Origin of the sequence: Algoriphagus yeomjeoni, assembly GCF_049821175.1 — a bacterium.
Taxonomy (GTDB): domain Bacteria; phylum Bacteroidota; class Bacteroidia; order Cytophagales; family Cyclobacteriaceae; genus Algoriphagus; species Algoriphagus yeomjeoni_A.
The window spans coordinates 3,991,940-4,017,829 of record NZ_CP187512.1; the positions used below are offsets into that span (position 1 = coordinate 3,991,940).

General features: G+C 40.5%; 25 protein-coding genes. 14 read left to right on the forward strand and 11 right to left on the reverse strand.

Annotated features, from left to right (window positions below; translation table 11 throughout):
- The first annotated feature begins 48 nt into the window (after nt 1–48).
- From ACPUEN_RS16175 to ACPUEN_RS16185, 3 genes are read left to right on the forward strand one after another with little or no spacing between them, the layout of a single operon-like run.
- Nucleotides 49–675 carry a response regulator gene (locus tag ACPUEN_RS16175; protein WP_425636934.1) on the forward strand — a complete coding sequence of 209 codons (627 nt, stop codon included), beginning with the start codon at nt 49–51 and terminating at the stop codon, nt 673–675.
- A gap of 2 nt (nt 676–677) precedes the next feature.
- Nucleotides 678–1,724: a Gfo/Idh/MocA family oxidoreductase gene (locus tag ACPUEN_RS16180; protein ID WP_425636935.1), complete on the forward strand. Its 1,047-nt coding sequence runs from the start codon at nt 678–680 to the stop codon at nt 1,722–1,724.
- Nucleotides 1,725–1,778: 54 nt separating this feature from the next.
- Entirely contained in the window at nt 1,779–2,216 is a 438-nt protein-coding gene (locus tag ACPUEN_RS16185) for an outer membrane insertion C- signal (RefSeq protein ID WP_425636936.1), read from the forward strand.
- 73 nt (nt 2,217–2,289) lie between these two features.
- Here ACPUEN_RS16185 and ACPUEN_RS16190 read toward each other — a convergent pair whose 3' ends face one another.
- Entirely contained in the window at nt 2,290–2,991 is a 702-nt protein-coding gene (locus ACPUEN_RS16190) for an outer membrane beta-barrel protein (RefSeq protein WP_425636937.1), read from the reverse strand.
- 131 nt (nt 2,992–3,122) lie between these two features.
- On the opposite strand from ACPUEN_RS16190, the gene ACPUEN_RS16195 reads away from it, so the two are divergent.
- Nucleotides 3,123–4,589, forward strand: a complete 1,467-nt coding sequence (locus tag ACPUEN_RS16195) for a glycine--tRNA ligase (protein ID WP_425636939.1) — start codon at nt 3,123–3,125, stop codon at nt 4,587–4,589.
- A gap of 62 nt (nt 4,590–4,651) precedes the next feature.
- On the opposite strand, the gene ACPUEN_RS16200 is transcribed toward ACPUEN_RS16195, so the two are convergent.
- The 4 genes from ACPUEN_RS16200 to ACPUEN_RS16215 form a co-directional block, all read right to left on the reverse strand.
- Nucleotides 4,652–5,692, reverse strand: a complete 1,041-nt coding sequence (locus ACPUEN_RS16200) for a hypothetical protein (protein WP_425636940.1) — start codon at nt 5,690–5,692, stop codon at nt 4,652–4,654.
- Nucleotides 5,693–5,890: 198 nt separating this feature from the next.
- Complete coding sequence (locus ACPUEN_RS16205; RefSeq protein WP_425636941.1) at nt 5,891–6,229, reverse strand: hypothetical protein; 339 nt, start codon at nt 6,227–6,229, stop codon at nt 5,891–5,893.
- A gap of 96 nt (nt 6,230–6,325) precedes the next feature.
- Entirely contained in the window at nt 6,326–7,165 is an 840-nt protein-coding gene (locus ACPUEN_RS16210) for a DUF2490 domain-containing protein (protein WP_425636943.1), read from the reverse strand.
- On the reverse strand, nt 7,162–9,132 hold the full coding sequence (locus tag ACPUEN_RS16215) for a hypothetical protein (protein ID WP_425636944.1): 1,971 nt from the start codon (nt 9,130–9,132) through the stop codon (nt 7,162–7,164). The genes ACPUEN_RS16210 and ACPUEN_RS16215 overlap by 4 nt, the downstream gene beginning before the upstream one ends.
- 379 nt (nt 9,133–9,511) lie before the next feature.
- Here ACPUEN_RS16215 and crtD point away from each other — a divergent pair, with 379 nt between their 5' ends.
- On the forward strand, nt 9,512–10,984 hold the full coding sequence (gene crtD / locus ACPUEN_RS16220; protein WP_425636945.1) for a 1-hydroxycarotenoid 3,4-desaturase CrtD: 1,473 nt from the start codon (nt 9,512–9,514) through the stop codon (nt 10,982–10,984).
- A gap of 152 nt (nt 10,985–11,136) precedes the next feature.
- On the opposite strand, the gene ACPUEN_RS16225 is transcribed toward crtD, so the two are convergent.
- Complete coding sequence (locus tag ACPUEN_RS16225) at nt 11,137–11,643, reverse strand: regulatory protein RecX (protein WP_425636946.1); 507 nt, start codon at nt 11,641–11,643, stop codon at nt 11,137–11,139.
- A 72-nt stretch (nt 11,644–11,715) separates the two neighbouring features.
- Here ACPUEN_RS16225 and tpiA point away from each other — a divergent pair, with 72 nt between their 5' ends.
- The 5 genes from tpiA (at nt 11,716) to ACPUEN_RS16250 (ending at nt 17,671) form a co-directional block, all read left to right on the forward strand.
- Nucleotides 11,716–12,477, forward strand: coding sequence for a triose-phosphate isomerase (tpiA, locus tag ACPUEN_RS16230; RefSeq protein ID WP_425636947.1), 762 nt, complete (start codon nt 11,716–11,718; stop codon nt 12,475–12,477).
- Nucleotides 12,478–12,482: 5 nt separating this feature from the next.
- Nucleotides 12,483–13,313, forward strand: coding sequence for a 50S ribosomal protein L11 methyltransferase (gene prmA / locus ACPUEN_RS16235; protein WP_425636948.1), 831 nt, complete (start codon nt 12,483–12,485; stop codon nt 13,311–13,313).
- Between the two features lie 356 nt (nt 13,314–13,669).
- Nucleotides 13,670–15,394: a single-stranded-DNA-specific exonuclease RecJ gene (gene recJ / locus ACPUEN_RS16240; protein WP_111609912.1), complete on the forward strand. Its 1,725-nt coding sequence runs from the start codon at nt 13,670–13,672 to the stop codon at nt 15,392–15,394.
- Nucleotide 15,395: 1 nt separating this feature from the next.
- Nucleotides 15,396–16,133, forward strand: a complete 738-nt coding sequence (gene lptB / locus ACPUEN_RS16245) for an LPS export ABC transporter ATP-binding protein (RefSeq protein ID WP_111609913.1) — start codon at nt 15,396–15,398, stop codon at nt 16,131–16,133.
- Nucleotides 16,133–17,671, forward strand: coding sequence for a GH3 auxin-responsive promoter family protein (locus tag ACPUEN_RS16250; protein ID WP_425636949.1), 1,539 nt, complete (start codon nt 16,133–16,135; stop codon nt 17,669–17,671). Before lptB ends, ACPUEN_RS16250 begins: the two co-directional genes overlap by 1 nt.
- 106 nt (nt 17,672–17,777) lie before the next feature.
- On the opposite strand, the gene ccsA (ACPUEN_RS16255) is transcribed toward ACPUEN_RS16250, so the two are convergent.
- Genes ccsA (ACPUEN_RS16255) through ccsA (ACPUEN_RS16270) form a run of 4 tightly spaced genes read right to left on the reverse strand, consistent with a single transcriptional unit; the run spans nt 17,778 to nt 21,681 of the window.
- Nucleotides 17,778–20,300 carry a cytochrome c biogenesis protein CcsA gene (gene ccsA / locus ACPUEN_RS16255; protein WP_425636950.1) on the reverse strand — a complete coding sequence of 841 codons (2,523 nt, stop codon included), beginning with the start codon at nt 20,298–20,300 and terminating at the stop codon, nt 17,778–17,780.
- Nucleotides 20,301–20,326: 26 nt separating this feature from the next.
- Nucleotides 20,327–20,743: a cytochrome c maturation protein CcmE gene (locus tag ACPUEN_RS16260; RefSeq protein ID WP_111609916.1), complete on the reverse strand. Its 417-nt coding sequence runs from the start codon at nt 20,741–20,743 to the stop codon at nt 20,327–20,329.
- Nucleotides 20,744–20,755: 12 nt separating this feature from the next.
- Entirely contained in the window at nt 20,756–20,998 is a 243-nt protein-coding gene (locus tag ACPUEN_RS16265) for a CcmD family protein (RefSeq protein WP_211320444.1), read from the reverse strand.
- Nucleotides 20,999–21,006: 8 nt separating this feature from the next.
- The gene (gene ccsA, locus ACPUEN_RS16270) at nt 21,007–21,681 is read right to left on the reverse strand and encodes a cytochrome c biogenesis protein CcsA (protein ID WP_111609917.1); all 675 of its coding nucleotides are present in this window, start codon (nt 21,679–21,681) and stop codon (nt 21,007–21,009) included.
- A gap of 227 nt (nt 21,682–21,908) precedes the next feature.
- On the opposite strand from ccsA (ACPUEN_RS16270), the gene ACPUEN_RS16275 reads away from it, so the two are divergent.
- Together ACPUEN_RS16275 and vapC are read left to right on the forward strand one after the other, a co-directional pair.
- Nucleotides 21,909–22,103, forward strand: coding sequence for a type II toxin-antitoxin system VapB family antitoxin (locus ACPUEN_RS16275; protein WP_425636952.1), 195 nt, complete (start codon nt 21,909–21,911; stop codon nt 22,101–22,103).
- Nucleotides 22,100–22,492, forward strand: a complete 393-nt coding sequence (vapC, locus tag ACPUEN_RS16280) for a type II toxin-antitoxin system VapC family toxin (protein ID WP_425636954.1) — start codon at nt 22,100–22,102, stop codon at nt 22,490–22,492. Before ACPUEN_RS16275 ends, vapC begins: the two co-directional genes overlap by 4 nt.
- A gap of 75 nt (nt 22,493–22,567) precedes the next feature.
- Here the strand turns inward: vapC and ACPUEN_RS16285 are convergent, their stop codons facing one another.
- A complete protein-coding gene (locus ACPUEN_RS16285; RefSeq protein WP_425636955.1) occupies nt 22,568–23,233 on the reverse strand; it encodes a heme exporter protein CcmB in 666 nt (221 codons plus the stop codon).
- A gap of 177 nt (nt 23,234–23,410) precedes the next feature.
- Between ACPUEN_RS16285 and htpG the strand changes: the two genes are divergently transcribed.
- Complete coding sequence (htpG, locus tag ACPUEN_RS16290) at nt 23,411–25,297, forward strand: molecular chaperone HtpG (RefSeq protein ID WP_425636956.1); 1,887 nt, start codon at nt 23,411–23,413, stop codon at nt 25,295–25,297.
- Between the two features lie 119 nt (nt 25,298–25,416).
- Nucleotides 25,417–25,833, forward strand: a complete 417-nt coding sequence (locus ACPUEN_RS16295; RefSeq protein ID WP_425636957.1) for an RrF2 family transcriptional regulator — start codon at nt 25,417–25,419, stop codon at nt 25,831–25,833.
- The last annotated feature ends 57 nt before the right edge of the window (nt 25,834–25,890 follow it).

Sequence of the window (25,890 nt, forward strand, 5' to 3'; positions counted from 1 at the left end):
GGTATAATTTGAAGTGAAATTACCCTGAAGTACTAATCTCCCTTACCAATGATCAGGATTGCCCTGGCTGATGACCATAAATTATTTGCAAAAGGAATTGAAGGAATTCTCGAGGAAGAGGATGACCTTTTGGTTACCGACGTATTTGCTAACGGAAAAGAGCTATGTGACTATCTCGCAGATAATGAGGTAGATGTGGTGCTTACCGATCTGAATATGCCCATAATGGATGGCTTTGGAGTATTGGATCATTGCAAAGAAAACTTCTCCAACCTAAAGGTAATTGTACTCTCTATGTACGATGAGGAGAAGATCTATAAGAAATGTATCGATCAGAGAGCTGATGCTTTTATCCTAAAAGATGCTGATCCTGACGAGTTGATTTTTACCATTCGTGAAGTTTTTGAAGGCCGTCACGTCTTGAATTTTGACAGGGTGAAAAAACAAGCCCTTCAAGGTGCATATTTTGATGCATTCCGTTCACGATATAAGCTTTCGCGACGCGAAACAGAAATAATTCATCTGATCAAGGACGGAATTCAGAATAAGGAAATTGCTCAAATGCTCAATTTGAGTAAACAAACTGTAGAAACACATCGCAAAAATATCCACTCGAAGCTGCAGGTTAGCTCCAGAATAGAGCTCGTCAATAAGGCTCACGAAATGAATATTTAATCATGAGTAATCCTATCAAAACTGCTATTGTAGGCTTCGGTTCAGTGGCTGAAAAAATGCATGCGCCACTTATTGATGTGTGCCCTGATCTCGATTTGGTCGCTTCAGTGGAGCGACGTACCAATCGCTGTGAAGAATTATATGAAGGAGTAACTACGTATAGGAGCCTGGAGGAACTACTAGCGGCAGATGCGGCAGATTTGATAATCATCACCACACCGAACGAATTTCACTTTCCGATGGCAAAGCAATGCCTGAATTCCGGAAAGCATGTGGTTGTGGACAAACCCGTGACGATTTTTTCTCACGAAGCTGAGGAGCTTCATAAGTTGGCTGAGAAAAAAGGGTTGATTTGCTCGGTCTTTCATAACCGTCGCTACGATGGAGATTTCATGACCTTGCAGAAGTTAGTTCGAGAAGGAGATCTTGGCGATTTGGTCTATTTGGAATCACATTTTGATCGCTTTCGCCCGGATATTACAGAGAACTGGAGAGAGAAGGAAGTTCCAGGAAATGGGATCACCTTTGATTTAGGGTCTCACTTGATAGATCAAGTAGTATTACTTTTTGGGCTTCCAAATTGGGTTCAAGCAGATATTCGCATGCAACGAACTGGCGCCGTGGCTGATGATTACTTTGATATTATTTTGGATTATGGGTCGCTAAAGGCGCGAGTGACCGCAGGTGCTCTTGTGAATGTGCCTACTCCTAAGTTTTTGCTTTTAGGGAAAAATGGATCCTATCAAAAGTTTGGTTTAGATGTCCAAGAAGCGGCGTTTAAAGCAGGTGAAAAGCCAGAAGGCCCAACTTTGGGTGTGGAAACAGAGGAGAAGTGGGGGAAAATTTTCCTCAGTGAGGAGACAAAAGCTTATGAAACTATTCCAGGGAATTATAGAATTCTGTATCAGAATGTTGCTGATGCTATCTCAAAAGGAACAACTCTTTTCATCACAATTCCTCAGACAATCAGTGTTTTGAAGATCATAGAGGCCTCTTTTGAAAGTGCTAAGTCTGGGAATAGGATATCAAAAGAAGATGGAGGTTGGTAATAGATTTAAGTCTGGCTCTTTTTTAGGGTAAGGTTTGGAAATAATTAAACCGACATGAAAAAAGTACTCTTATTAACATTTGCAGTTTTTGCATTTATATCGATTTCTAAAGCCCAAGTTTCAGTAGGCCTCAATTTTCAGACTTCAGATACATTCATAACAGTGGGTACAGATCCAGACAAAGAATTCTTTGGCGAAGCAAGACTAGGGATTGGTCATGACATCGGGCTGGAACTGATGGGTGGCTATAATTTCGTGCGAAAAAGTGAAGTCAATGCCTATGTGGGTGCCGGTTTGGGATTACTTGGTGATCATCACCACAAGCATCACGACGATCACAACGATATCTATGTCGCAATACCTGTAGGCGTACTGATTAAGCCATTTAACACTAAGAATTTGGGGTTTTTGATAGAAGCAGCACCAGTGATTGCCAATCATTCCCATACTTACCTCAGAGGAGGGATAGGAGTGAAGTACACGTTTAGATAGAAAAATAAAACCATCAACAACCAAAAAAGGTCAACCCAGCGATGAGTTGACCTTTTTAAGTTTTAGAGAAGGCTTATTTGTTATTTAGGAAAAAAGAGACGCCGAGATTGATAGCGGAGGCATTAAGATTAAATCCAAAAGAGTTTTGGTTGGTTTCAAAATCCTGTAATTCAGTGTCTCGATTTTGACCATAATGTGAATACTGAAGGATATTAGCAGAAAGCTCTATCGCAATCCAATTTTTCGGGAAATAGGCTAGTCCAGCCTGTATGGAGCCCTGAATCTCATTAAACTTGTTTTCGGCTTCTTCGAATTGACTAGAGTTTTCGCTACTTCTATATTCCTTCCGATTGTTCAGAGTAGCATTCACCTCCCCGAATGCTGAAAAATTGTCACTAAATTGGATGTACTTTCTAGCAAAAGCTCCAGCTCCGAAGGAACTATTTTTAGTTGTCGTATAATCAGTTATAGAATTTGATCCTGATAACCAATTACTTTCAGAAGTGCCTTTTGAAGAGCTTAAAATCAGCATAGGTCCAACAACCCAATTATTACTTAAAGTAAATCCTACTTTAGGGTTGAATGTAAATGAGTTGGATTTGCCATCTGTAGTTGAGTTTACTGTAGATGGAGAGCTTATATTTGAGTTTGAATTTGAACTACTATTCATGTAATTCAAATTTCCTCCCAGCATAATACTCCCTTTTTGAATCTGAGCATTTGCCGCAAAAGTGAAGAGCTGAAACAAGAATAATCCAAGTAAGAATCTTTTCATTGGTAAAGGATTTAGTTTAGGTTTCAGGGTTACACGATATCTATAGTTTTTTAGTTGCAGTATATTCTTCCAAACCTTTAAGACTTTCATTTTTCTACGGGGATTCATTCATTTTCCCTATTTTTGCGCCTATGGCAAAAACAGCAACTCCTGCGGAAAACGCGCAATTGAAAGATATTATTTCCCATGCTAAAGAGTATGGATTTGTTTACCCTAGTTCTGAGATCTACGATGGCTTGCAGGCTGTGTATGATTATGGTGCTTATGGTGTAGAGTTGAAAAACAACCTGAAACGCCTGTGGTGGGAGACTATGACACGGGTACAGGACAATATTGTGGGGATCGATGCAGCTATTTTTATGCACCCTACCACTTGGAAAGCTTCCGGTCACGTAGATTCATTCAACGATCCTATGATCGACAACAAGGACTCAAAGAAGCGCTACCGTGCGGATGTTTTGGTTGAAGAGCATGCTGCGGTATTTGAAAGAGCTGGTGATATAGAAAAGGCAAATGCCTTGACTGGAGCTTTGGCAAGGTTGCTGGAAGCAGAAGATCTTGAAGGTGTAAGAGATTTGATTACCAATGAAGGCATCAAATGCCCTATTTCAGGTACTTCCAACTGGACAGATGTTCGTCAGTTCAATCTGATGTTCTCTACTCAGGTCGGTTCTGTTGCAGAGGATTCTACTACGATTTACCTAAGACCAGAAACTGCTCAGGGTATTTTTGTCAACTTCCTGAATGTGCAGAAAACGGCAAGAATGAAGGTTCCTTTCGGAATTGCTCAGATCGGTAAGGCTTTCAGAAATGAAATCGTAGCCCGTCAGTTTATCTTCAGAATGCGTGAATTTGAGCAAATGGAGATGCAATTTTTCGTGCGTCCTGGCACTGAGCTGGAATGGTATCAGAAATGGGCTGATATGCGGATGAAATGGCATTTGGCTTTGGGTACTCCTGCAGAAAAACTGAGAAAGCATGATCACGAGAAGCTGGCTCACTATGCCAATGCAGCGATGGATATAGAATTTGATTTCCCATTTGGCTTCAAAGAAGTGGAAGGTATCCACTCCAGAACTGATTTTGATCTTAAATCACACCAAGAGTTCTCCAGAAAGAAGCAGCAGTATTTCGATCCGGAAGTGAATCAGAATTACATTCCGTATGTAATCGAGACTTCTATCGGAGCAGATAGATTGTTCCTACTGACACTTTGCAATGCATACACAGAAGAGAACACTGAGGAGAAAAGCAGAACTTACCTTAAACTACATCCAGCTATCGCTCCAGTAAAGGCGGCAATTCTTCCTATCACGAAGAAAGACGGCTTACCGGAAAAAGGAAAAGAGATCGTGGAATTGTTGAAATATGATTTCAATATCATCTATGAAGATGCCGCTTCAATCGGTAAGCGTTATGCGCGTCAGGATTTAATCGGAACGCCATTCTGTATCGCAGTAGATCATCAGACTTTAGAAGACAATACGGTGACTATCCGTCACCGTGATACAACTGAGCAGGAGCGAGTTCCTATCTCTGAACTTCATGGAAGAATCGCTGAAGCGACTAGCTTTCGAAGAGTATTCGAGAAGTTGTAAGAAACGGAAAGGCATAAAAAAACCTCTGAGAGTGATCTCAGAGGTTTTTTGTATTATCTTTTTTAATTAATAGGACAGCCTAAATATACAATATTTGTGTTTTCTCCTTTAAGAGAATATGGTCCTTCATTAATATCTAATGTCAATAGATCATCTACTAGAGCAACACCATTGATAGCTACCACTTTAGTGTCAGTCCAGATATTAGCTTTTCCATCATTAGCATTTCCTGCACCACAATCAGGGACTAATCCTTCAAATGCAAATGTAGTCGGCGAATCAGAAGAACAGCTAACATCGCCTGTCCAATGGAATACAGTTCCATTTCCTGTTACTCTATAAATTTTTCCATCAGCACCTGTATATGAACCATTAGTTGGAATATCATTAATGATTTGTGGGAAGGTAAAGTCAATGGATACTTCAGCTTCTTCACTGTAACTATATTCAAATGTTACATCAACCAAGCCCTGTTCTACTGAGCTGGAATAGTCAAAAGATTCATCGTCGCAACCAATAACACACTCGCCTATCAGGCTATACGTAGTAGTTTCGGGTCCAACTATAACAATATCATCCTCAAGTATTTCTGCCTTTATGGTAACTACGTCACAAGCAGCCCATGATGCATCAAAAACAAATGTATTTGAACCACTTCCATTAGTCTGCACTGCCAATGAAGTATAAGTTTTTTCCGATGCAAATCCTTTATTGGATACTCCGGAAACTTTTATTCTTAGCTTCCTAGCAGCATTATTAGTTGCGGAATAATTCCAATTCAATTCAAATCCAGCAAGTGTGTTGTGAACTGAGTAGGTAAATACCCTGGTTTGTGAACCACTATTGTTTGAAATTTGAGCAGTTTTCACAGAATACTCAGGGTTTTCTGGATCAATGCAGAAGTCTACACAATCAGTTGATGCGTAAGTCCTTGCCTTCTCATTTCCAGCAGTTCCATAAGGAATCAATTTGAACCCGTTTTTGGCTGCAACTTCTTGCTCAAGAAGCAAGTCTTCATTTTCGTAAGTAGCCATTTGGCTACAAGCTCCTAAGAGCATTGCCGAGGTCACTAACGCCAGCAATTTAAGTGTGAGTGTTTTCATAGAATTCTGTAGGATTTATTTTAACGGAAGATATGTGTTTTTCAAACATAAAAAAAAGCCGTTCACAATATTTTCCTTGAAATAGTTTTACCACTTATAACTTCAGTACAAGTGATTTTCTCCAAATCTGGAAAAAAGTAAATCCTCTTATTTATTCTTGTGTGTAATCTGTGGTTTAGCAAATCCTTTTTCCTAGTATCACTTTACCCACAATCCTCCATCTCGTTCATTTTTCAAGGTGGAATTATCCACATAGCGAAATACGTATTGGTCAATCACCTCATCTGCTTTGGCTACAATAATTTTTTCTCCTCTAATTTTAAAAGTGGTTCTAAAAATGATATCTCCACTTGGAAGGATGTCCGCAACTCCATCAGGAGAAAGTGTCAAAGTGCTGGCGCAACCAAATTCGGGATTAGCAGCTGGATCACATCCTTCAGGGATGTAGGTATAGGTTCCCAAAACCTCCGGTTCGTCCAGTTTTTCGCAGGAAAAGAAAATTATTCCTAAAAGAGAAAATAGTAGTAAGTTTTTCATAAAAAAGCAGGTAAGTACTTTATCCTTACGTACTCCTAGCCAAAGTCGCTACATTGAATCTGACTTTTAACAAACTTCTTTTTGTGCTATTCTGGGTTAAAACACAGGCTGAAAGTCTACTGGAGGACTTTTCTTTTTTGTAAAATCTAAATTATGGTACACTGAAAAGCGGACTAAGTCTCGGTTGTTGTAATTGATTCCTGAGTCTCGTTGCTGCCAGCTTTTGGCATAGCCCACTTGAAACTGGATGTTTTCATTCAATATGTATCCCATGCCTACGAAAGCTCGGTTATCTTCGAACGGGTTACGAATGATAGTTTTTCCGGTTTGGATAAAAACCTCATTATAAAGTGATAAGAAGTAGGTTCCCGGCTGAAATTTGTAAGAATTCAAAGGGATATAGGATGCAATTTTATAGCGCCAACGATAGGTAAGTTCAAAAGGAGAACCCACATAATAATCCCTTTTCCATCGTTGTTCAGTACGTATCTGGTGATACAATTTGGCTTTGCCTACTGACTGAATAAAGAGCGCCTGCTGCCAAAATCTAAATTGATTTACAACTTTGTCGTAGGGTTGATCTTGATCAGCGTATTCTGGGGGAGCCCAGTAAAATGGCGTTACAATTCCTCCGGTGATTTCCAGATTTTTATTGATGATGTAGGCAAGTCCAAATCTCAGGTAGACTTGCCCCATATTTTCTACCAAGTGATCTCTAGTCCTTAGGTGGTACTCTCCGTAGTAAAATAACTTCTCTCCGATTCGGTATTTAGTATAGAGGCCATTCCAGAGTTCGGACCGCCGAGAAGTTATTCGCTCCTCCGGTTCGTCAGAATCCTGTTGTGCCAAAGCACCGAGTGGCAAAGCCATTAGCATAAAAAACCAAAGTGGCTTTTTCGTTTTTTTCAAAATGGGAATTAAAAAATCAAACTTCATATGGAAAGTAGTTTTTTAAGTTGATTGATATTCCCTGAGACCTTACGGATATTTCGCTCCAGTCGCTTGGTGTTTTTTCCTTCCAGCTCCAAAAGGCGAGATTCGAGCGCATCTAAGTTGATCAGGTGGAATTGTACTTCCCGGAAGTCCTGCGAATGCATGATTAAGTCGATTTCGTAATCTATGATTGCCTCAGCTGCCTGAATGAGATCTGGCTGCTGCAAATATTCGAATTCAGTTTCGAATGTAAATGGGTCCAAGGTTTTTGTAGTAAACTCCCGTCTAAGGATAGTTGCCAGATTCTCGTATCTACTAAGTTCGGGCAGCTTTTCCTCTACGAAGAGAAATAGCTCTAGTATTTCATCACCTATTTCTGCCTTTTTCAAGAATCCTTCCGTTTCATTGTACTTGTCCAAAAGTCTTTGATAGTTGTCAATGCTCAGATTTTTATGGACAGAATCAATTAGGGCTTGGTGACGATCTGAGGTTATAGTTATGGAATCTTTGATTTTGTCTTCTAGCAGTCTTTCAGTTAAAATTCGTTCTTCCAAGACATCCAACTCACTAGTTTGTCTGAAGTCGATCTGCTGCTGTTGAATGAACGCTTGCGTTTGTTCAAAAATCTCCCACTCAGCCTTGATATGTGCAAGTAGATCTATACCTAGTTTTTTTTGCTCAGAAAGCGCGGGGAACTCAAGCGTTTTTTGATTCAGATCGGTTTTATAGGTATAGGTAATTTCCTCTTTTGGGTGGAGGAAGTTTAGCCCATCCTGTAGATAATTTTCAGTATCGAAATACTTAATTTCTCCATTGCGTAGCAATTCGATGACTTGCTCATAGCTTTTAATTTTAGCCGATAGGTATTTCAAATAAGCAGCAGTGAAGGCTAAAGAATCTGAAGTATTTTGGTTCAATGAAAGAAAATCTTGCAGTGCCTTTTGGCTGGATTGAGCTTTCAGCCGATCGAAATAGTCAATTATTTGATCATAGCGCAATTGATCTTGTTTAGATACTGCATAGACAAATCTTCGAGTAGATAGCGGGTACTTTTTTAACCTGCCCTCTTCAGATAAGAAACCCTCCTCAAACTGTAAAACCCTACTTAATGCATCTTGTAGAAGAGATGTTCCCAAGTATTGCTCACGAAATTCATCACTGTCTTCGGTATAGCCATCGTTGAATATTAGCCCAAAGGCTTGATTGGAAACCCGATAATCCACTTCAAATCCTTGATTCAAAGAGTCAAGCTTCACAATAGCATTGTAAAATACTACCTCATCGAGTATTTCATTACTTAGGCTATTCACTTTGGAGAGACCGATTAAAAAGCCCTTCTCGTAGCGTCTGGTCTCATGAATAGAAAGCGTACTATCCAATGGATAGAAAAAACTCCAATTTCCCTCCATCAATCCCTCATCATTTACCTCTCCATAGATTTGATATTGTTTTTCGGGATTCCGGGAGACCAGTTTGACAGGCCCTTGTAAGCTATCCCTTCGGAAGGTCAGGCCCTGAGCCTCAAACAAGTTGATGTACTCATCATTTTCCCATTTCTTTTCTAAATAATTCCACTTTCCATTTAAACTCCCATTTTCATAGCCCGCTTGCAGTTCTACCAACTTGGAAGATAAGGTGGCTTGAATCTCCCGATTTAGAATATCCTGTATAGAAATGTTATGGGTTTCTTGGTTGTAGGACCAGGTACCGTTTTTCAGATCTTCTTCATATGAACCCCTTGCTTGCAGTTTTATAAAAAGTCCGCTCTTCAAGCTGTCCATTTTACTATAATGGAAGGAAAAAGGGCCATTGAGAATAGGCTCCATATCTGCATCCAGAGTATATGAAAGCTCAGCAGTACCTCGAAGTCCTTTAAAAGTATAACCACCTTTGTAAGCACGTGCATCCTGTGAAAAACTCGTCTGAAAGGAAAAAAAGAAAATCAAAAGGCCCAAAATCTTTTTGCTCATACTTCTTTTTTTACTAAAAGCCTGCCAAAATGACCAGACTGATTTATGAATTGGAAAACTCAAAATACAAATTCTGTAAAGCTTATTCTTGGCAGAATATTCTTTGGAACTATTAAAAATTAAAATAAATCAATCCTGAGAAGGGTGAAAATAAATCAACAATATTTTAGAGAAATTATAACTAATACAGTGATTCCTTGCATAAGTAATAAAGAAAGAGGAATTTTTTGCCCCAAAATGCATCCTAGCTTCGCGGTCCTTTCTTGCTAGTAGCGAATAGGAGCAAGTGGCGACTTCACTTTATTGGGTTTTAGTTTTTAGGACAATTTCTCATTTTTTAACTTTTTTAGAACTTCTCAGTTTCTAGTTTTACAGATATATGACCTTAAGTAGACATGCCATCATTATCGGCTCGGGAATCGCTGGAATAGCATCGGCCATTCGCCTAGCCACTAAGGGATACCAAGTAGCGGTGTATGAGGCAAATGACTATCCAGGTGGTAAACTTTCCGAAATTCAAAAGGAAGGCTATCGTTTTGATGCAGGTCCTTCGCTTTTTACACTTCCTGAGCAGGTGGATGACCTTTTTCGACTAGCTGGGAAAAAGCCTGAGGAATATTTTGAGTATGAAAAGCTTGATGTGACTTGCCAGTATTTTTGGGAGGATGGGACAAAGCTAAAAGCCTATTCAGACCTTAATCTCTTTGCTGAGGAAGTACAGAATAAACTTGGCGAACCTGCAGGGCACATCCGCGAAGCACTACAAAAGTCAGCATTTATATATGACAGCCTTTCGCCACTTTTCATGAATCGCTCCTTACATAAGTTGGATACATGGACGAATCCACAGGCGATGAAGTCATATCTGAGGATGGGGCAGTTGGGGATTTTCTCAACTATGAACGAGGCAAATAGAAAGCAGTTTTCCCACCCCAAACTGGTGCAACTTTTCAACCGATACGCTACTTACAACGGCTCGAATCCTTTTGAAACTCCTGCCACACTCAACATTATTCCACATCTGGAATTTAACATCGGGGCATTTTTTCCTAAAAAAGGAATGCATGACATCACGATGAGCCTATTCAAACTCTCCCAAGAACTTGGAGTAGCTTATCATTTTGGTCAGAAAGTACAAAAAGTACTTGTGGAAAATGGAGAGGCAAAAGGAATTAGAATTACAGGGAAAGATCACTTTGCTGAATTAGTGGTTAACAATATGGATATGGTCAATGCCTACAAGACTATTTTAAAAGAGGAAAAGCAACCCAAACTTTTACTCAAGCAGCCCAAGTCGAGTTCAGCACTCATTTTCTATTGGGGCATCAAGCGGGATTTTCCTGAACTCGATCTGCACAACATTTTCTTTTCCGACAATTACCCACTGGAATTTGAGCACATTTTCAAACGAGGGACTATCTATGAAGATCCTACGATTTATCTAAATATCACTTCCACTCATAAAGCAGATGACGCTCCAGAAGGATGCATGAATTGGTTTACGATGATCAACGTGCCCAATAACCAAAGACAGGATTGGGATCAGATGATAGCTGAAGCAAAAAGAAATATCATCCACAAACTAAACCGTGTTTTAAAAACCGATATTGAATCACTGATTGAAGTGGAAGAAATACTAGATCCTAGAACGATAGAATCCAAAACTTCCAGTGCTCAAGGGGCGCTCTATGGCAACAGCTCCAATAATAAGTTTGCAGCTTTTCTGCGTCATGCAAACTATTCCTCTTCGATTAAAAACCTATACTTCTGTGGAGGTTCCGTACATCCGGGTGGTGGGATTCCGCTTTGCTTGCTTTCTGCGAAAATTATGAGTGAAATGATAAAAGAGTAGTGGTCAGTTTACAGTGATCAATCGCAGAATAGAATAACATATGGCGCTAGTCTTCAGACTGAAAAAGAATATCTAACTAAGGAAAAGTAGGAAGACTTCATTATTATGGCCGCAAGTCTGAAAGCTTGATCAGAGATCCCAGCTGCGACTGATCACTGAGACTGTAAACTCTCCACAGCTTCCTTTACTAAATCCATCTCAAATCCCTTTGACATCAAGTATTGGGTCACTTTATACTTTTTCTTAAAGGAATCGGATTCGCGGGTGCTTTCCCATTTTTTCTCTGTCTGAGTCAAAAGCGTATCGTAATATTCCTCAGGATCGATTTCAGACAAGCCTTTTCGGATAAGTGATTCAGGGATCTCCCGCATTTTCAGTTCCATCCGAATTCTGTTCCTTCCCCATTTCTTCAGCCTGAATTTGCCTCTGGCAAAGGCTCTAGCATACCTCTCTTCATTTACAAATTCCTCCGCTATCAATTCTGTTATGATTTGCTCTGCAGGCTCATCTTTGATTCCCTTATCGTGAAGTTTCCTCCTTACTTCCCAAGGACATCGATCCTGATAAGCACAGAAAGTGGTAAGCTTTTCAAAAGCTTCTTCCTGCGACCAAGAGTTTTTTCCTGACTCATTTGGCTTATATTTTCCCCAACTGGACATTTTCCGTAATTTTAAACCAAATTAAAGTGAATCCCATTTTTATCAAACCTTATTAAATTTTCAAAACTCATTATGCGCAAGAAAATCGTAGCCGGCAACTGGAAAATGAACATGACTTTCGAAGAGGGTCAAACGCTTACTTCCGAAATTTTGAATATGATGAAAGACGAGCATTCTGGCGATGCCATTGCGGTTCTTAATCCTCCATTTCCACACATCTTCCCAGTGAAGAAACTGATAGGAGGAGCAAAAGGTGTTTTTATCGGAGCTCAGAACTGTTCTGACAAGGAGTCTGGGGCTTTTACAGGTGAAGTTTCTGCAAAGATCCTAGCTTCTTTTGGTGTACAATATGTGATCATCGGTCACAGCGAGCGTCGTGAATATTTCAAAGAAAGCAACGAGATGCTTGCTGCTAAAGTAAAGCTTGCTCTTGCAAATGGCTTGACTCCAATCTTCTGCTGTGGAGAATCTCTTGAGATCAGAACTGCAGGGACACATGAGCCAAACGTAAAATTCCAGTTGACAGAAGGTCTTTTTGACTTGAGTCCGGAAGATTTTTCCAAAATAGTCATTGCTTATGAGCCAATCTGGGCGATTGGTACGGGCAAAACAGCAAGCTCTGAGGAAGCTCAGGATATGCATGCGGCCTTGAGAAGACACATTGCTTCTAAATACGGAAAAAACATCGCTGATAACACTTCTATCCTTTACGGTGGTAGCTGTAATCCAAAGAATGCACAGGAGCTTTTTGCGAAGCCTGATGTGGATGGCGGATTGATCGGCGGAGCTTCTTTGAAGTCCCGTGACTTCGTAGATATTATCAAATCATTCTAAAAAAAATGGATTACCTGGAGTTTAAAATCAAGTGCCTGGAGCAATTCCGGGAAATCCTTATCGCTGAATTATCCATGATAGGCTTTGATTCCTTCCTCGAAACTGAGGAGGGAATCGATGCTTATACGCTGGAGTCAGATTTTGATCGGGCGGCTTTCGATGAAGTGATCGCCCAATATAAAGTGGATGCAGAAATCACTTTGGAAGAAGGCATAATGCCAAAAGTCAACTGGAACGAGGAATGGGAGAAAAATTACGATCCCATTGCTGTAGATGACCTAGTGTATGTTCGGGCTTCTTTTCACCCAAGTAAGCCTGAGTTCAAACATGAGATTGTCATCAATCCTAAAATGTCTTTTGGCACTGGGCATCATGCGACGACTTTTCAGATGCTTCGTCACCAAGGGAAGATAGATCACCAAGGCAAAAGAGTTCTTGACGTAGGGTCTGGAACAGGGATTTTGGCAGTAATGGCTCATTTGCTGGGAGCTAGCGAAGTTGAGGCTTTTGATATCGACGATTGGTGTGTGGACAATGGAAATGAGAATTTTGACCTAAACGGACTCACTACACGTATGGAGTTAGGAACAATCCGCGAAGTGAATCCTAAGGGTGAGTTTGACATCGTACTAGCCAATATCAATAAGAATGTGCTTTTGGATGAGATGAATATTTATGGTGATTTGCTTAATAAAGATGGATTCTTGTTGCTAAGCGGGTTTTATACACAGGATATCGAAGACCTAAACGAATGTGCAAAGCCACTAGGTTTGGAGTTGATTGCACAGCAAAGCAAGGATAATTGGGCGGCGCTGATTTTGCAGAAAAAAGCTTGAAGACAGGAGACCGAAGACGGAAGTAACTTTACAACCTTGCCACGTTAACACCTTACAACTTTAATGACCGAACTGATTATTTACGCTGTAGTTTTTGTGTTGCTGATTGGGCATTGTCTTTTAGCTGGAAAAATGTATCGAACTGTGCATGAGGATTCCACCCTGACTCTGGCTGAGAAAAATGATTGGAAACTGAAAGCCCTTATCTTCCCTGTTTATTTTTGGGAAAAATATAAAAAGACGAAAAGCTAGTATTAATTGGTTTTGAGTAAACTTTTAGGCTTCAAAAGCCGATTATAGAACGAGTACTTTTAATTTATAAAATCACAAGAAACTTAGTTTACTAAATTAGCTTCATGGAGTACCTCTGGAAACAAAAGCCCAAAACCTCGCAACTGGCTGTAGATGTGTTGAGCAAGGCCATCAATGTCAATCCGACTTTGGCCAACATGCTGATTAATCGAGGGGTGGAGAGTTTTGAGCAGGCGAAGAGCTACTTCCGCCCGTCGCTGGTGATGCTTCACGATCCTTTTCTGATGAAGGATATGACTGAAGCAGTGGACAGAATTCAAGATGCAATTGCCAGCGGGCAAAAAATCATGGTCTATGGTGACTATGATGTGGATGGTACGACCGCAGTTGCACTGATGTATGGTTTCCTAAAAACCTTCTATTCAGATGTGGTTTTTTATATCCCAGACAGATACAAAGAGGGCTATGGCATTTCCGAAAAAGGAGTTCGATTTGCTGCAGAAAATGACATAAAGCTAATTATCGCGCTGGATTGTGGAATCAAGGCAATCGAGAAAGTTGCTTTGGCAACCGAACTTGGGGTAGATTTCATTATTTGTGATCACCACACGCCGGGCGAAGAGCTTCCTGCTGCTATTGCCGTATTGGATGCCAAACGAAAAGATTGTAATTATCCCTATAAAGAATTGAGTGGGGCTGGGGTTGGCTTTAAGTTGATCCAGGCGATTGCGATGAAGCGCGGCATGGACAGTTCCTTATTGGATGCCTATTTGGATTTAGTCGCCGTGAGTATCGCAGCAGACATCGTTCCGATTACTGGTGAAAACAGAATTCTTGCTTATTACGGACTTGATCGTCTGAACAACACCCCGCGACCTGGCCTGAAAGCGTTGATGTTGAGCAGCAATCTGGAAAAGGACATTGGGATCTCAGATGTGGTTTTCAAAATTGGGCCAAGAATAAATGCCTCAGGAAGACTAGAGCATGCAAAAGCTTCAGTTGAGCTTTTGATTTCTTCGGATTTGGAAGGTGCGATGGAGAGGGCCAAAGTGGTAGACGAGGTGAATGCTACGCGAAGGAATTTTGATGAAAATATCACCAAAGAAGCCTTTGAAATGATCGCTTCCCGGGAGGAATTGGAAGAATGGAATTCTACGGTACTTTTCAAAGATGACTGGCATAAGGGCGTAATTGGGATTGTGGCTAGTCGCTGCATTGAAAAATATTACAGACCAACTATCATTTTGACGGAATCAAACGGGAAAGCAACGGGAAGTGCGAGATCTGTAGTGGACTTCAATATTTACGAAGCAATAGAAGAGTGTTCAGATTTATTGGATCAATTTGGTGGCCATATGTACGCAGCCGGCTTGACACTTCCTGTTGAGAATGTGATTGCTTTTCAGGAGAAATTTGAAGCTGTGGTAAAGCGTAGAATTGAGGAAGTCCATCGTAAACCAGTGATAGAAGTTGATGATGAATTGCTTTTAGATCAGATTAATTACAAGTTTTATAATATCTTGAAGCAAATGGCGCCTTTTGGGCCAGGAAATACGGAGCCGATTTTCCGAATTGCGAATGTATATGCTGAAGATGTGACTGTTCTCAAGGATAAACATCTGAGATTCAAAATAGTACAGGATGGGCAGGTGACTACGCCGGTTTGTCTGGGATTTGGGATGGCAGATCGGGCAAAAGATCCTGACTTGACAACCGTAAATATGCTCCGCGGAAAAATGCGATTTGATATAGTTGCTGAAATGAGAGAAAATGTGTTTCGCGATAAGAGCAGTTTGCAACTTTACGTGAAAGACATCAAATTTGACTGATATGATTCTTCGTGCTGAACATTTGGTAAAAATTTACAAGGGTCGCCGAGTGGTGAACGACATCTCTGTGGAGGTGAGTCAAGGTGAAATTGTGGGGCTTTTAGGTCCGAATGGAGCCGGAAAAACCACCTCCTTTTATATGATTGTAGGGTTGATTCAACCTAATGAGGGCAAGATTTTTTTGGAAGATAGAAATATCACAAGCCTGCCGATGTATAAAAGAGCCCAGTCTGGAATCGGTTATTTAGCCCAAGAAGCCTCAGTTTTCCGAAAGCTTTCGGTAGAGGAAAATATCATGGCAGTGCTGGAAATGACCAAAATGCCTAAGCAGCAGCGCAAGGAAAAAGTGGAGAGTTTGCTGGAGGAATTCAGTCTAACTCATGTGCGTAAAAATCTGGGAATGGTGCTTTCTGGTGGTGAAAGAAGAAGAACTGAGATCGCCAGAGCTCTGGCAGTTGATCCAAAATTCGTTTTGCTGGATGAGCCTTTTGCAGGTGTGGACCCTATCGCGGTGGAGGAAATTCAGACCATTGTTGCAAAGCTTAAGACAAAAAATATTGGCATTTTGATCACTGATCATAATGTGAATGAGACGCTTTCTATTACTGACAGAGCATATTTGATGTTTGAAGGCAAACTTCTAAAAGCCGGAACTGCTGAAGAATTGGCAGCCGACGAGCAAGTGAGAAAAGTATATTTAGGGTCTAATTTCGAGTTGAAACGAAAAGTATTTAATTAATGGCAGTTCTGAATTCCTTAATGACTTGGATTTTTAGAAGTCGCCTAGGTCAAATTGATAACTTTAAGCACAATCCTATTGCTGTTCAAGAAACGATTTTTAAGGAACTATTAGAAGCTGGAAAAAATACAGATTTTGGAGTTGAGCATGGCTTTTGGGAGATAAAGTCCTATGCTGATTTTGCCCGCAGAGTACCTATAAGAAACTATGATAGTTTCAAGCCATTCATTGACAAGACAATGGAAGGAAGGGAAAATGTCATTTGGAATAAGGAAATAGAATGGTTTGCGAAGTCCTCAGGAACAACTGCAAGTAGAAGCAAGTACATTCCTGTGACACATGAAAGTCTTGAAGAGTGCCATTATAAAGGGGGCAAAGACATGGTTGCACTTTATATGGCCAATTACCCTGATTCTAGAATGTTTGCTGGTAAGACCTTGACAATCGGAGGTACCCTTGATCAAAACCCGCTAAATCCTCTTGGGACCGCTAGAGCTGGAGATATCTCAGCAGTGATCATGGAGAATTTGCCTTTTTGGTCGTATTTCGTCCGAACACCTTCAAAGGAAACTGCTTTGATGGGAGAATGGGAGGCCAAAATTGAAAAAATGGCACTTGAAACCATGGACGAAGATGTGACTTGCATGGCGGGAGTTCCCACATGGACCGTGGTGCTTTTGCAAAAAGTCTTAGAGCTAAAAAAGGCTAAGAATATTACAGAAGTGTGGCCAAATCTGGAGATATTTTTCCATGGTGCGGTAGCTTTTGGTCCTTATAGAAGTCTTTTCAAAGAGCTGATTCCATCGGAAAAAATGCGATATATGGAAACATACAATGCTTCTGAAGGATTTTTTGGGATACAGGATCAGAAAGATTCTGATGAGTTATTACTGCTTTTGGATTATGGTATTTTCTATGAATTCATTTCCATGGAAGAATGGGATAATGAAGACCCAGAAGTGATTCCATTGTCTGAAGTAGAAGTTGGAAAGAATTATGCGTTAGTGATTACCACCAATGGTGGACTTTGGAGATATAAAATTGGGGATACAGTAAAATTCACTTCTACGGCACCTTATCGATTTAGAATTTCAGGTCGGACACGTCATTTCATCAATGCATTTGGCGAGGAAGTGATTGTAGAAAATGCTGAAAAAGCGATCCAATTCGCAGCCGAGCATACAGCTGCCATGATTTCTAATTTCACAGCTGCTCCCGTGTATTTTGAAGGGTCTGGATCGAAGGGTGCGCATGAATGGATCGTGGAATTTCAAAAAGAGCCATCTGATCCAAATGAGTTTGACAGACTAGTTGATGAGCATTTGAGAGAAATAAACTCTGATTACGATGCTAAGCGTCACAAAGGACTGGCATTGAAAGAACCAATCATCCATCATGCTCCACATGGCTTATTTGAAAAGTGGATGAGAAAACGAGGGAAATTGGGAGGACAGCATAAAGTGCCACGACTTTCCAACTCCAGAGAATATCTGGATGAGATTTTGGGGATGATGGAAAGTTCAAAACCCGTAGGTTGATATTTAGTATTTTGCAATAACAACAAAGCCCGACGATATCGCCGGGCTCCGTTGTTTTATGATTTTAGCTTTCAACTTTCAGACTTTTGATTTCTGACTTCAGCTTTTAAACTTCCATTCCCTTATCCCGCATCTTTTTGAACTCATCAAATCTTCTAAAGATCGCTACAGTGAATCCAGCAAGCATAATGATAGTTCCTATCCAAAGTATGTTGATATAAGGCTTTACAATAGCCTTCATTACGACATAGTCTTTTTGGTACTGATTGACCTTGAAGACAAACTTATTCTCTTCAGGCAAGATATTTTCCAAACTCACTTTGATTCCCAATTCGTTATCGATCACCGGCAGTTTACCTACTTGGTTGTTTCTGATAATGAAAGTTGGCTGAATCAATTTCTCTATGTCGTAATCCAAAATTCTAAGATTAGCTCTTACTGCCACGTCTCCTTCTTGAAGCACATAACCATCCAATTCTTGAAGCACATCAGCGCCATCAAAGTAGGTCACATAATCTGCAATGTGGAACTGCTCCCCAGGTGCTACTTCATAGTTCTCATCTTCTTTCCAATCCGGATCCTCAGAATCATTCATGGCTGCTACGTAGGTATACAGATCCTTGTCGATAAAGATTCTGGAAGCTGGAGAAGAAATCAATCCGCCCATGCCCTCATTGAATTGAGACATTGGGCTAAGTGAAAACTTCAGGACTTCATTTTGGTAATATTCAATCTGGAAATAGTCATTCTCTTCCAACACGATATCTACTTTATCTCCTTTTTTAAAGTGATCTTTATAATCCTCCAAAGCGAGGGCTTCATTTACTTTCCCGGTAGGTTCAAGAATCTTTGCCGGAACATATTCAGAAATTCCTTTTACCTTCTTCTGACGTCCACGATAGATCACCGTATAGTCCTTCATCTGAGTTGGTTTATTGATCCAAAGCAACACATGCTCCTTGTTCAGTTCGTCTTCCCAGCTGTTGCTATAAGTCAAGCCAGACATATTGATGGAAATGGTATCAGAATAGCCTGAGCTGAACATAATTCCTATCAAAATCATCCCCAAACCAATATGTGCCAAAGAGCCTCCAGCAAGTTTGAAGGTAGATTTCTTTAGAATTTTGGCTAGAATCACCGCGTTTGCAGTAATTGTAAATGTACCGGCAAGCACGATGATCATATATTGCCAATCAAAGACTTTGGCCAAAACGATAATCGCCGCCGAAAGTAAAACTGAAATGATGTAAGGAGTCAAAAGCGCATCTTTCAGTGCTTTTTTATCCATTTTTTGCCACCAGAAAAACTGACCAACGGCAGTTAGCATAGCCAAGGCAACTGCAAACCACAATTGAAATTTGGTGTAGAACTCGATCTGATCGGCTGGAGGAGCCATATTCGATATGCCTCCGAAGCTCTCTACCATCGCATTCCAAGCTGGAATGGAAGTAGGAAGAATTACCTGAAATGCCATCAATGCAAGGGTAGTTGCACCAATAAACACCCAAAACTCACGGGAATAAACTGAAGCTTCTTTCTCTGAAGTCGGAATATGTTTCCAATTGATCACGCAAAGGACTACAGCTACAACTAGGAAGAAAAGCATGTAGATCAGTAACTGACCAGAGAGTCCAAGGTCGGTGAATGAGTGCACTGAAGCATCTCCCAAAACCCCTGATCTCACCAAGAAAGTGGCATAAAGCACCAGGATAAAAGTCATAATCACTAAGACAATCGAAGTCTTCAGCGCTGTAGCACTTTTCTTATAGGTGATCATGGTGTGAATAGATGCTACCAGAATAAGCCAAGGCACATACACGGCATTTTCTACCGGGTCCCAGTTCCAATACCCACCAAAATTCAACGTCACATAGGCCCAGTACGCTCCCATGATAATTCCCATTCCTAGGATCATAGCTGAGAAAATCGCCCAAGGTAAAGCTGGACGAATCCATTCAGAGTATTTTTTGGTCACTAATCCACCCATCAAAAAGGCGAAAGGCACTAAGGTAGAAGCGTAGCCCAAGAACAAAGTAGGAGGATGAATCACCATCCAGATATTCTGCAAAAGTGGATTCAATCCCGTTCCATCTTCAGGAACAAAATCAGGATTCATTTGGAAAATCGGTGCCTGTGTGGCATCTCTCAGGAGAATGAAAGGAGAGCTTCCTATTTTCAAATCACCAATCACCACTCCCAAAATCATCGAAACCAAGAATGCTTGCACGAGCGCAAACACCACCATGACCGGAGCTTCCCAGAACTTATTAGTGAAAATCAGGATTGTGCCAAGCACCACGTTCCAAAATATCCAAAGGATAAAAGCTCCTTCTTGACCTTCCCAGAAACTGGAAATCATGTAATGTACTGGCAGTGCCTCCGAACTGTGAGAGTAAGCGTAAAAATATTCGAATCGGTGATTGTAGATTATCTCAAAAAGTGAAAAAGCAATCATCACAGCAGAGATGCCGTGAACTCCGAAACTGATTCTACTGAATTTCTTCCAACTTGCTTTGTCGATTTCGTTGGCGCGGAAATATTGAATGTAAGCGTATGCGGTAGTCAGTGCACTGACGAAGGCCACTATGGTCATGAAGTGGCCAAGATTACCGATAAAGGTATTGATCATGGATTTTTTATTCTAACTGCTCTTACTCACATTCCTGCCGCCTGCACTTCAGTTTCCTGATATTTTGAAGGGCATTTCATCAGGATTTTATCGGCAATAAATATTTCATCATTCTTATAAGAACCGATCACTACAACAGATTCTGAGCGGGTGAAATCCGCAGGAACGGGCTCGTTGTAAAACACTTCCTGCTCTACACCTTCGTTGTCCACCAACATAAATGTGAAAGAAACTTTATCTTCCCGAACGTTCAGACCAGTTACTTCTCCACTAGCATCCTTTTTCAGTTGTCCTACTACGTGAATTGCCTTATCGTCCCCGTCTTGCTTCATTTCTTTGGCAGTAGTAAAGCTTTCGTAGCTACTTGCATCCCCGATGGAAGTCATGATGATGACTATTGCTATGGCAATAATTCCTAAACCTATTATGTGTCCTTTCTTCATTAGTTCTGAATTTTAGGAGTGAAGATTTTTTTCAAGTTTGCTGATCTTGCGATCCGTGCTGATTAGGTAAACGGTGATCCCTGCAAATATAATTGCGATTACACCTACCAAGACGTAGATTTTGCCATTTGATCTCATCAAGTCAGCCATTTCCACTGAGTTATTGGTGTAGTCGGCTTCAGTGACAGGGATTTTCTCTTGTGCCAAAGCAGAAAGACTGAAAACCAAAAGCGCTATTGTCAATAATTTTTTCATCTCTTCTATTAAGAATTAATCATTCGGTCTTCAATTGTTCTCTCCACCCTACGCATTCTGACGCGTACAGTTGCGATCCAACTTCCCAATAAAGTCCATCCGATAATCGCTGGATAGAAAACTGCCCGAAGTTTGGAGTCTAGATCATAGGCATTGAAGCCTGGATTTCCACCATTTCCTGGGTGCAAACTGTCTGTTAATCTTGGGAGTACAAAGATAAGGGGAATAAAAGCTGCGAATGCGAAAATGTTATAAATGGCTCCGATACGTGCTCTCTGCTGCGAATCAGTCAGTGAATTTCTTAGTATTAAATATGCGAAATACATCAAGATCCCAATGGCCGATGCATTTTGCTTCGGGTCTCCACTCCAGTAATCTCCCCAAGTGAATTTGGCCCAGAGCATACCAGTCACAATTCCTAAAACTCCAAATAAAATGGCAGCATTGGTGAACTCTATGGCCAAATCGTCATTTCGAAGGTCATTAGTTCGCAGATACTTGATGCTATAATACACTGCTACTACTAGCATCAGGATCATTCCAAACCACATGGTCACGTGAAAGTGAAGGGCACGGATAGTTTCGTTGAGGATAGGAAGTCTTGGCGCTTCCATCAGCAAGCCTGCGATTAGCGTGTACAGCAGCAGGGCGATTGCAAGAATTTTCCACCAGGATTGGCGCATAGGGCATTTTTGCTAATTCAAGCGCAAAAATAAGGCATAAGTTCCTGAAAACGGTGCTTTTTGTGAAGTCTTTTGAATGGAAATACGATATAGGAATTACGATTTACGGGTTTGTAAGAACTCCGAGCATTTTTCTTTAATCCCAGCCTTGTGGAAATCATTTTTCAAATTTTAGAATTGAGAGCAGAAGTATTTTAATGTGTATATTTAATGAAATCATACACATCATGAGAACGAATATAGAAATAGATGAAAAGCTAATGGAGGAAGCTATGAAAGCTTCTGGCTTGACTACCAAAAAGGCAACCGTAGAAGAAGGATTGAGGTTAATTCTTACCTTGAAAAAGCAGAAACGGATCAAAGAATTCCGTGGAAAAATGAATTGGGAAGGTGATCTGGATAAAATGAGAACCGATTCATGATCCTCGTAGATTCTTCAGTCTGGATAGATTATTTCAATGGAAAAGTGAATGCACAAACTGATTTTTTGCATAAGTCACTTGGGACGGAAATTATCTGCACTGGAGATTTGATTATGACGGAAGTACTCCAAGGATTTACTTCTGACAAAAGTTTTTCAGAAGCACTGGAATTTTTTGAAGAGCTTCACTTTTTCCATTTAGGAGGAAAAGAATTAGCGCTTGCAACGGCTGAGAATTTTAGGTTATTAAGGATAAAAGGAGTCACAGTCCGCAAAACAATTGATTCTGTCATAGCTACTTTTTGCATCAAAACTGAAATTGAACTCTTACACAATGACAAAGACTTTGATCCCTTTGTAGTTCACTTGGGATTGAAGTCGATTTTTTGAGAAATAAATGGAGGTTCAGGATACGACGAGTTGTTGAGTAATCTTCCAATCTTTCAATTTTCCAATCTTTCAATCTCAAGATCTCCACAAATAAGGAAACAGAATATATCCTGTCACAGCGACAATCGTATTGATCGCTAAAAGTGTGAATAGATAATCCATACTTACACTCCAATCCAGTCCATCCATCGCATTTTTCGATATCCGGATGGCCATCAGCAAAATCGGGATGATTACCGGAAAACTAAGAATTGCCATCAGGCTGGCATTGTTTCCTGCTTTGGAAGCAATCCCACTCACCATGGTCAAACTAGCCGAAAAACCCATTGCTCCTAAAACCAAGTTGAGCAAAAATAAGCCTTGGTTCTGAACTTCATTCCCCAAAATCATTGAAAAAACCCCATAGCCCAAAAGCGCTAGAATCAGCGTTAGACCGGTGTTATAGATGATCTTCGAAAGAATAATCGCTTCTGGAGAAGCAATCATATAATAATAGAGTTGGCGGCCTTGATGCTCCTGTACAAAGCTTTTGGCAACAGCATTCACAGCGGAAAACAGAATTATGATCCAATACAAGGCATTCCAGGTGGGAGTGGAAATATTTCCGTCCCTAGCTCCTACACTTAAATAGGTGATAAAAACTGCCGAAACCACATAAAGCAAAATCCCATTCAGCGCGAATTTCTGTCGCCATTCGAGGGTGACTTCTTTGCTAATTAGAACTGAGATTTCTTTCCACATCACCCAAAGGTAAGTCAGAAGTATGAAGTGAGAAATCTGAAACCAAGAAATTTCAGATTTTTCAATTTAGATTTCTGACTTTCATTCACTGCCAAAATGACACCAAATCTCCTTTGGAACAACAGTTGCAATTCTGTGCCCGACAAACATTGTATTTAACTAAACTAATTTATAGCCATGCAGGAAAAAGGCACGATCTCGATTCATACCGAGAACATTTTCCCAATTATCAAGAAGTTTCTCTATTCTGATAACGAGATTTTTCTAAGAGAACTTGTATCCAACGCTGTCGATGCGACACAAAAAATCAAGAGACTTGCGACATTAGGTCAGTACACCGGCGAGCTCGGAGACACGACTGTAGAAGTTAGCTTCGATGAGAAAAAGAAAACCATCACCATCTCTGACCGAGGTCTTGGGATGACTGCTGAGGAAATCAAAAAGTACATTAACCAAGTTGCTTTCTCAGGTGCTGAGGAATTCGTTGAGAAATTTAAGGACGCCAAAGATGCAAATGAGATCATTGGTAAGTTCGGTCTAGGCTTCTACTCGGCATTTATGGTCGCTGATACTGTAGAAATTGATACACTTTCATACCAAGAAGGAGCAGAAGCTGCTAAGTGGACTTGTGATGGTTCTACCTCTTTCGAGATTTCCAAAGGAAAGAGAAAAGAACGCGGGACGACTATTACCCTTCATATCAATAAAGATTCTGAAGAATTTCTCGACAAATGGAAGCTCCAGGGAATCTTAGACAAATACGCGAAGTTCCTTCCTGTTCCGATCAAATTTGGCACAAAAACCGAATCTGTTGAAGATGGAGTGGATGACAAAGGAGAGAAGAAATGGAAGTCTGTAGAAGTTGATAACTTCATCAATACCACTGCTCCGATTTGGACTAAGTCTCCAAGTGATCTGACTGATGAAGATTACCTGAAGTTCTACAAGGAGCTTTATCCAATGTCTGAGGATCCGCTTTTCTGGATTCACTTGAATGTGGATTATCCATTCAACTTGACGGGAGTTTTGTATTTCCCGAAAGTGAAAAATGAATTTGAACTTCAGCGAAACAAGATCAAGCTTTATAGCCGTCAGGTATTTATCACGGATGAGGTAAAAGATATCGTTCCTGAGTTCTTGATGTTGCTTCATGGGGTGATTGACTCTCCGGATATTCCTTTGAACGTTTCCAGAAGCTTTTTGCAAGCGGATGGAAATGTGAAGAAAATCAATTCATACATCACCAAGAAAGTAGCTGATAAGCTAGCTGAGCTTTACAAAAAAGATAGAAAAGCATACGAGCAGAAATGGGGCGATATCGGACTTTTCGTGAAATACGGAATGATCTCCGAGGATAAATTTTATGAGAAAGGAAAAGACTTCGCTTTGCTTAAGAATACCAATGGCGAGTTCTTCACTATCGAAGAATACCAGTCTAAAATAAAGCCGAACCAAACAGATAAGAATGATCAAGCGGTCATCTTATATGCGACTGATTTGGACAAGCAGGATAGTTTTATCCAATCTGCCAATAAAAAAGACTACGATGTCTTGGTGATGGATTCTCCGATTGACAGTCACTTTATCCAAAACCTGGAATCCAAACTGGAGAAAACACAGCTGAAGCGTGTAGATGCTGATGTGGCTGAGAAGCTGATCCAAAAGGATGAGACTTACGCCAACTTGCTGACTGAAGATCAAAGCAAAGAGGTGAAGGAAATCTTCGATAAAGCGATCAACAACAAAACTTACACAGTAGAAGTGGAAGGCTTGAGTCCGGAGGAACTTCCAGTGACGATCACCATGGAAGAATTCATGCGCAGAATGAAGGAAATGGCTGCTACTGGTGGCGGAGGAATGGGCTTCTACGGTTCTCTTCCTGATGCTTATAAAGTAGCCATCAACGGAAATCACCCAGCAGTAGACAAAGTCTTGAAGGCTGAGACTGAAGAGGAGAAGATCAAAATAGCTAAACAATCATTTGATCTAGCCCTTCTTTCTCAAGGTCTGCTAACAGGTAAAGACCTGACTGCATTTGTAAAGAGAAGTGTGGAATTGCTTTAAATAATAGCAGGATATTATAAATATTAAAACGGGTATGGTTTCATACCCGTTTTTTTTGTCATATTTATAAAAGCCTAGTACGGTACTAGGGTATTCCCCGAAATAACTTATTTTTGTATATGCTTTCTAAAAAGACAAAATACGCCCTACATGCCTTGACTTATCTTGGGAGGCACAAAGATGAGAAGACAGTTCTGATCCAAGAGATTGCCGAAGAGCATGGGATCTCACATAAGTTTTTAGAGAATATCCTTTTGGAGCTCAAAAAGGCTGGGATGCTGGGAAGTAAAAAAGGAAAAGGTGGAGGCTATTACCTGATCAAGGAACCCAAAGATATTCCCCTTTCCCGAGTGATTCGACTTTTAGATGGCCCCATTGCCATGCTTCCTTGCGTGAGCTTAAACTACTACGAACCCTGCGATGAATGTAAAAATGAGGCTATTTGCGGAATAAATCGGGTGATGATCCAAGTAAGAGATGAGACGCTTAAAATACTGGAAAACAAAACCTTAGAAGATATTCTAAGAGAAGAGTAAAATTTTTTTACCATAAACCCTATATATTTTATAGGGTTTATATACTTTTGTACTTTA